Origin of the sequence: Acinetobacter sichuanensis, assembly GCF_003024515.2 — a bacterium.
Taxonomy (GTDB): Bacteria; Pseudomonadota; Gammaproteobacteria; order Pseudomonadales; family Moraxellaceae; genus Acinetobacter; species Acinetobacter sichuanensis.
This window is the reverse complement of the sequence record NZ_PYIX02000215.1, coordinates 1-596: the sequence shown is the minus strand read 5'-3', so window position 1 is coordinate 596 and position 596 is coordinate 1. Positions and strand designations below refer to the sequence as shown.

General features: G+C 39.1%; 1 protein-coding gene. It reads right to left on the bottom strand.

The window, feature by feature from the left end:
- On the bottom strand, nt 1-596 hold a 596-nt coding region (locus C9E89_RS23635; RefSeq protein WP_265935940.1), incomplete at both ends, for a host specificity factor TipJ family phage tail protein.

Here is a 596-nt window from a genome sequence, read left to right as displayed (position 1 = left end):
TCATCTAACGCATCAAACTGCACAGATGTTTCTTGATACCTGATCTTATTCCACTCTCGCCATGCTCTCGTTTTTGCCTGTGCTTCATTACGGATTCCTGTCGATTTAATCGACATTAAATTTGTCGGATTAGTTTTGTCTGAAGCAATGTATTTAACACGTGTGTCATCTGTAGGACTGGTGTACTCAATCTCAACACCATCGTATTTATTCTGAACACCCCAACTTTCTGTGCGTTTCTCAGACTTCGGTACTTTATTCCGATGATTAAATAGTAAGACGGCATTTTCCTGTGGCTGCTCAAACTGCAATTGAATCTTAGATCCAAAACGATTCGGTTCACAAAATACTGTACTTGCCACCATTCCTGCGATTTCTTCAAATGATAGATTTGGATCATCAATCGTGTAGGAGAACTCAGCAGCTTTATCAGATTTAAAATAAGCAATAATTTTTGCAACTTCAGCTTTCATTTGCACAACATCAAGCTCATTCATGCTGCGTCTGCCGATGTATTCATCCAAAGCTAAATCAATCAATGCTTGCTCTGCTGAATTGGTTGGCGTTAAAGCACCTACGCCATCAACTTTTAATTT